Origin of the sequence: Streptomyces durbertensis (assembly GCF_014156695.1) — a bacterium.
In the GTDB taxonomy this organism is placed as follows: Bacteria; Actinomycetota; Actinomycetes; order Streptomycetales; family Streptomycetaceae; genus Streptomyces; species Streptomyces durbertensis.
Window position 1 is genome coordinate 1 of sequence record NZ_WMLF01000734.1, and the last position, 1,490, is coordinate 1,490.

Annotated in this window: 1 protein-coding gene and 1 pseudogene; both read left to right on the top strand. The window is 70.6% G+C overall.

Translation table 11 applies throughout. The annotated features are described in order from the left end of the window. A pseudogene (locus tag GL263_RS26380) lies at positions 1-204 on the top strand (hypothetical protein); the annotation flags it as partial. Between the two features lie 228 nt (positions 205-432). Continuing rightward, complete coding sequence (locus GL263_RS26385; protein ID WP_182858252.1) at positions 433-1,311, top strand: SGNH/GDSL hydrolase family protein; 879 nt, start codon at positions 433-435, stop codon at positions 1,309-1,311. Positions 1,312-1,490 lie beyond the last annotated feature (179 nt).

Consider the following 1,490-nt stretch of genomic DNA (forward strand, 5'->3'; position numbering starts at 1 on the left):
GCACGCGGCTCCGCCCCCGAGCCCCCCGACCTCACCCCCGGCAAGGAGTACGTCCTCCTCCTGGAAGACACCGGCGACGCGGCCTACACGCCCGTGAACTCCACCCAGGGCTGGTACGCGGTCGAAGCCGGCGCGGCGATCCCCGGACCCGCCAACGACGTCTCTCTCAGTCCGGGGGTCCGCGAAGCTCTTCACCTGAAGTGACGGGCCGCTCTCCCCGCGTGGAGGGCTAGTCAACTCTTCAAGGAAGTGTTGTCGCGCAGGTTGACGGGCGCGTGGGCGGGGCCGCACATTACCTATCGGTAGGTACCGGCGGTAACACCGCTTCCCCCACGCGGGCGCCGGGACCTTCAGCTCGAGCCGCCTCTTCGTCCCTCACGTGCCGCGCCGTCATGGCCGTACGCCCCACGCTGTTTCGAGAAGAGAGAGCACATGCCGAGATCAGGCCTCCGCAATGTCATGCTCGCATCAGTCGCCGCGCTGGCGATCAGCCTCACCGGCGCCACCGTGACCGCCCAGGCGACCACCACACCGAAGCCGCTCAACTACGTTGCGCTCGGCGACAGTTACAGCGCGGGCTCCGGCGTCCTCCCGGTGGACACCAGCAACCTGCTCTGCCTGCGTTCCAAGGCGAACTACCCCAACGTGATCGCGGCCAGGACCGGCGCCCGTCTGACGGACGTCACCTGCGGCGCCGCCCAGACCAAGCACTTCACGCAGTCCCAGTACCTCGGAGTCGCGCCGCAGCTGAACGCGCTCAAGGCCGACACCGACCTGGTCACCCTCACCATCGGCGGCAACGACAACAACACCTTCATCAACGCCATCCTGGCCTGCGGCTCAGCCGGCCTCCTCAGCGGCGGCAAGGGCAGCCCCTGCAAGGACCGGAACGGCAGCTCCTTCAGCGACCAGATCGAGTCGAACACCTACCCCGCGCTCAAGGCCGCGCTGAAGGCCGTCCAGGACAAGGCGCCCCACGCGCGCGTCGCCGCGCTCGGCTACCCCTGGATCGCCCCGCCCACCGCCGACCCGTCCTGCTTCGCCAAGCTCCCCATCGCCGAAGGCGACATTCCGTACGTGCGCGGCATCCAGGCCCACCTGAACGCGGTCATCAAGCGCGCCGCCGAGGAGACCGGCGCCGTCTACGTGGACTTCGCGCAGGTCTCCGAGGGCCACGACGCCTGCAAGCCCGCCGGCACGCGCTGGATCGAACCGGTCCTCTTCGGCCACACCGCCGTCCCCGTCCACCCCAACGCCCTCGGCGAGAAGCGCATGGCCGAACACGCCATGACCACCCTCGGCCTCAACTGACGCCCCCGCGCGAGCCGCTGACCGTGCGGCCTCCTTCGAGGGGCCGCACGGCCGGCGGCTTGCCGTCGCCCGGCCGGCGTTGACGCGAGGGACGGCATCCCTCACTCAGCGCGGCGCGAGCTCGCGCCGCGATACCGGCTGCCGCGGCCGGTGCGGCGCTGGTCGGGGTCGCGACGGAG